Raw genomic sequence first — 5,210 nt, forward strand, 5'->3', positions numbered from 1 at the left:
ACGCTATCCTCGCCCTGCACCACGGCCATGCGATCCTGAAGCTCAGCGATGTCAATCTGCATCGCCCGCCACTGGTCCAAAAAGGACGCTATCGGGCCATAGGTAAAGGCCCAGAGCGTTGTTGCGGATCCGACAATAATGCCGATCGCGCCGAGAACCTTCGCCAGCTCGACAACGCGCCCCGCTAGGCTGTGTGGGAATTCGTCTGACGTCATTGTGCCTGCCTCTTTCATTTATCGTATTTGCATCCTTCCCGTCCCCTTAGGAAACCGGAATGGACCGCGTGGGCATGAATGCTTTGAGAGAGGCGTTCGCAGCGTCCAACTCTTCAGTCGTGAACAGCCGATCAAGACAAGCGAGATAGGCAACCTTTCCATCGCCTGATCCGGGCGATGAACTTGACCGCGCCCCAATTATCCAAGGATTGTCGCTGCGCGTAATTCCGAAAACATCAGAGCGTGCCGAGAACCTAACGCCGCCATCATAGAGGTAGGTTGTTGCCCGTTCCCCCAGTGGCGCAGTCATTGCAATCATGACGAAACTGGAAACGCTGGAAGCCGGATATTCAACGAGGCCGGAGTTTCCACCGTTACCGTTGTTGTTGATCAGGTTGTAGGTGTTGCCAGAGCCAGGATTAAAGCGATAGCTTCGCAAACCAGCCAGCGGGCCTATGGTGCTGAGGTCTGTCAGGTCCGGATCTTGATAGAACCAATCCCCAAAAGACGTGGCCAAATCACGCTGCACAACCATAATGATCGTGAAATTATCCGGTGCCACAAAGTCGGTTTGCGCTCCATATGACGGGAAAAGTTCGTTCCCGTTGGACCGGATCGCCATATAACCGGTGCCGTAAATCGGGGCACCAATCTCGACTAGATCAGCGGCGCTTGGGTCTGCAAGGTTCGCTTTGGATTCCTCGTAACTGCCCCCCAACAGATATTCAGCAACAAGGCCCCGCGTGTCAAGAATGCGGCGGTTGCCAATACGGTTAGCCAGAAAATCCGCGTCTGAAACTTCGATAGCGATGGACATTATAGTGCCTCCTCAAAAATCACTGACCAGTTGTGCATCGGCACGTCGGTATATCCCGCGCCGCCGTCAAAAATGATGGTGTCGCCCTGCTCGTCGTGAAGGTTGCCACCGTCCTCCCACGCATACCGGACTTTGCCGCCCGTCGGGTCAGATGCACAGGCAAGTGACACGGTATCAGGCCCTATCAGGTCCGCCCTGTCGATGATGATGGGGTTGCCAAGGCTATCCAAAACGCTGAACCCCTTACTTGCGACCTCCGCCAACAAGGTCGTATCCCAGACCAGTCGCCCTGCGGGCACATTGAACCGAACGGTCACATATTTGCCCCGATATGCCTCTTGCTCGATTGGTTCGACTGGCTTCCAGCGCACACCGTCGATCAAGACGCGCTTTTGCACCAAACCGTACATCGCGCCGATCCTCTTGTACTCAACAACGCCGGGGTGCAGCACCGTCGCTGCTTGGAACGGATACCAAGGCCCCGCCATGTACATGTGCTGATTGTCCCGGCAGACGACGCGCGTGATGTTGGCAATCTCGGGGTCGCGGGTAGCGCCTCCAGACTGGTGGCTGTTGAATTGGCTGGTGATAAGGGCAACGGGTTCTGTCTGCCCCGTCTCTGCCTGAATTGCTGTTTCCAAGTCACGCCTGATCTGCACAAGACGCGGGCCATAGATCGCGGCAGGTGTTTCCGCCGACCCTTGATCGGTTTCGCCTTGGGACCAAAAAACCGACCTGAATTTAATAGACTTTCCATCAGCGTTGGCCAGTGTGACCGCGTTCTGCACATCAGCCACAACGCGGTCAAAATAAACTGTGCCTTCAGCAAGCTGCGCGATGTTTTGCGACCCCTGCCCCGGTGCAGAGCCGAATATCTGCCAGTCAATATCGGCGAAGGCGATCCCATCTTCACTTTCAAGCAGCTCGAACATCATTTCAGCGGACCCGGAAATCGGCGTTTCGCTGTAGGTTATTCCCGAATTGACGGACAACTGCTCCGTAAGGGGCACAAAGCTTGTGTAGGGCGTCGCGCTGTCTTGGCTCCGAACCCCGCCTGATAAACGTAGGTTGTTATAGCGATCTACCGTGGAAATCGCGGCCTCATTTATTGTCCCGATTGCGTTGGATTGGCCATAGCTAAGTACCCCCTCAATGTTCGACCGCATACCGGCAAGCAAGGCGGCGACGGGCAAAACATCAGCAATCGGATACCCATTAATCTCCGACATTCGTACCTTTGAAAACGTCGCCACGTCACCGGCCACGCTCATCACATAGTTGCCGTCGGGATCAACGACAGAGAAATCAGACACCGGAACCGGACTTGCATTCTCGATGAAGTCTAAGGCAAGCCTGTCTTTGTCAGCATCTGTGAAAGCGTTCGTATCTGCGTTGCTCTCATAGGCAACCTTGATTTCAGCCGCCGTCAAAGCGCGATCAACCAGCACCCAAGGCATCGCGCCTGTGCCGATCGTGATGGTGCTGGCCGTGGTCTGCCAAACCTGCCCGCCGTGGACCGTGCCCGCTTCGACAAATACAGACGCGAAATCCACCTCTGCATCTGCATCCATGTCAGTTGCGCGCGCCCATGGGCCAGCCGCCGAAACATAGATGCCGTTTTCAGCGGGGGCCGTTTGGTTCTTGACCAAAACCCGGCTTGTGCTTGTCAGCACCCCGTCAAGCGTCTGTTCGCCAGAAAGCGTGATATTCGCGGTGGTCGCAACCGCCACCGCCGCCTTTGGGTTCGGTGCTGTTCCGTCACGGGATGCCAGATCCGCCACGTTGCCTTCAACAGCATCAATGGCCGCGCTGTAATCTAGGATAATCTCTTCAGCAAGTAGCTGCGCATCACGGTTAGCAGGCCGATAAGTATCCGAAGCAGGCGAGCCGCGAAATACCTCTTGAGGTGTCTTTGTCAAAGCCATGTTTCAGCCTTTCAATATGATGAGAGTTTTAGGTGACTGTTGCGCTTAGAGGGCCGCTTTCGTTGCCCTCAACTCCGGACCCGTTCACAGGAACAGCCCAGTATGTGTACGATCCCGCAGCAATGGTTTCGGTGAAGCTACTGCTGGTGTTCGCAGGATAAACCCCATTCCGTATAAGGGTCGCGTCAGCGAAGGTTGCGCCGCGATACAGCCGAACCGCAAACTGGTTGGGATCATTTTCCGTGGTAAAACTTATTGTTGCCTGACCCGCAACGCTGTCGTCGACATCAGCCACCACCAGATCCGCCGGGGCCGTTGGATTAGCAGTCGCCACCACGTCAATGAATTCGGGATCATCCCGCTCATCAGACCAAACAGTCGCACGCCCACCGGCCGTCACTGTCTGCCAGGATACGCGATAGGTCTGCCCGTCATCAACGATCCCCGATATTGCGTTCAGTTCCTGCATATCCGTGGTCAGGTAGCGCTCAGAACCCTCCAGAACCGCACGGAACCGGTAGAAACGGTCAATACGTGCAGGCGCATCAAAAACAGCCTTTAGCCGGACGGCGGCACCACTTGATGTCTGGACAGGCTCCGCAACCACGATAACGCCTTGTGCAATTTCAAGGGTGGTGTCGATATCCAGGATCGGCGTTGGTGCTGGCGGCTCGCCTTCTTCGCCGTCGCTCAATATCCAGCGGTCAACCTGCAGCGGCACGACAGCAAAACGCCCAAATTGACCACTTGAATCCTCTTCAACAGGCGTGACGATCTCGTGCGGGCCTGCAAATTGGACATTGTGATCAAGCTGGATACCCCGTTGGTTCTTTGCGAGGATCGCCTTGATGTTGGTGCCATAGGCCGCACGACGCGCAGCTTGTTGACGCAAGCCGATTGCGCGCGCCAAACGAACCGCCTGATTATGCTCTTGGCAAGCAAGGATCGGCACGTTCAGATAATTCGGCTCGCTGACGCCATCATAGTGCAAAACATTGACCCAAGGCGCGCAGGGCTGCTTGGTGTAATTATGGTCGGGGCTGATGTATTCCACGATCACGCCGTCCATAGGCGCTTCCCCATCGTCGACAGTCTGCGTTTCTGCAGTAAAGATGTCGCGCGCCGCGGAAAAGGTAAGCGTCGGCTCTTGATAATATCCACCTTCGATGTACCAGCGACCCTGATCATCATAAGCTGCAAATCCATCGCAAGCGGCAAGGATTTCGGCCTCGCATTCATGCCGTGGCTTGTTATCAGCAAATGCCACCCCGCCACGATATAGCGGGACTGGGTCACCCGCACGGTTCAGAACGGTTGTGTCAAAGATGTCCGCCCACTCTGCAATCTTGTCCCAATTTATCGAATCCACGCTTTGATTTCGCCCGCGCGGATGGGTCCGGAACCATGCCGCAATGATTGCAAGATTGCCATTGCTCGCCACCCAGGTCGATCGGTCGCTCAAATCAATCCCCTCAACACGAGGGTCGGGCATCCTGTCGAAATTTCCAACAATTCCGATGCTTGGCTCACCAAGGCCGATTGGCCCGCGCCAGCGATACGCGTTCTGACGTTTCTCGGGACGAACGGCCCTGCCCCTAATGATTGAGTAACAAACACCAATCCCATAGAAATCATTCGGTAAATTCGGAAACGCTGCTGTGAATTCAGATGGCTTTGCCCCATACAGGCTCTCGCTATCCGGCGTCACCGTGTAGATGCGCCAAACAGGATCGCGCGTGCCGTCCCCCTCAAACTGGTCACCGCCTGTCGTAAGGCAGAAGGCATCCGTCAAAACATCACCAGCTACAAAATCGTCAGTACCATCGCTCAGCTCGACCTTGATGCTGTCCAGATAGTAATCCGGCTGATTGGTAAGTTCGGCATCACCATGCGCAATGATGTACCAAAGATTTCCGTCCGCATCGAATTCGGCAAATATGCCGGCGGTGCCACCAACCGCCGCCCGACCACCAACAATCCTGCGTGGATCATTTGCAATACGAGAATTGACGCGGGCATCCTCGATCGTCGGAGATTGCTGTTTTTGCTTTGATGCCAACAAATAGCTGACGCCAAGGTTCACAAGTATGCCACCAATCACGGTCGTTCCCAAAAACGCCCCTGCCGTATAGGCAAAACCGGTCAACCCACCGATGGCACCCGCCACGGCCGCCGATGCTGCCGACCCACCGGCAAAAGCGACAAAAAACGCTGAAACCGGGTCTGCAGATGCGGGCGCAGGCATCCAAAGAA

Annotated in this window: 4 protein-coding genes; all 4 read right to left on the reverse strand. The window is 55.6% G+C overall.

The genetic code is table 11. From position 1 onward, the window contains the following. On the reverse strand, window positions 1-215 hold a 215-nt coding region (locus ABYT07_RS18570), incomplete at its 3' end, for a hypothetical protein (RefSeq protein WP_372993511.1). 46 nt (window positions 216-261) lie between these two features. After that, on the reverse strand, window positions 262-1,032 hold the full coding sequence (locus ABYT07_RS18575) for a hypothetical protein (protein ID WP_372993512.1): 771 nt from the start codon (window positions 1,030-1,032) through the stop codon (window positions 262-264). After that, window positions 1,032-2,957 carry a hypothetical protein gene (locus ABYT07_RS18580; protein WP_372993513.1) on the reverse strand — a complete coding sequence of 642 codons (1,926 nt, stop codon included), beginning with the start codon at window positions 2,955-2,957 and terminating at the stop codon, window positions 1,032-1,034. The genes ABYT07_RS18575 and ABYT07_RS18580 overlap by 1 nt, the downstream gene beginning before the upstream one ends. Window positions 2,958-2,985: 28 nt before the next feature. Continuing rightward, window positions 2,986-5,210, reverse strand: a 2,225-nt coding sequence (locus ABYT07_RS18585) for a hypothetical protein (protein ID WP_372993514.1), incomplete at its 5' end; no start/stop codon positions are given.

Source organism: Sulfitobacter sp. (genome assembly GCF_041552635.1).
GTDB lineage: Bacteria > Pseudomonadota > Alphaproteobacteria > Rhodobacterales > Rhodobacteraceae > Sulfitobacter.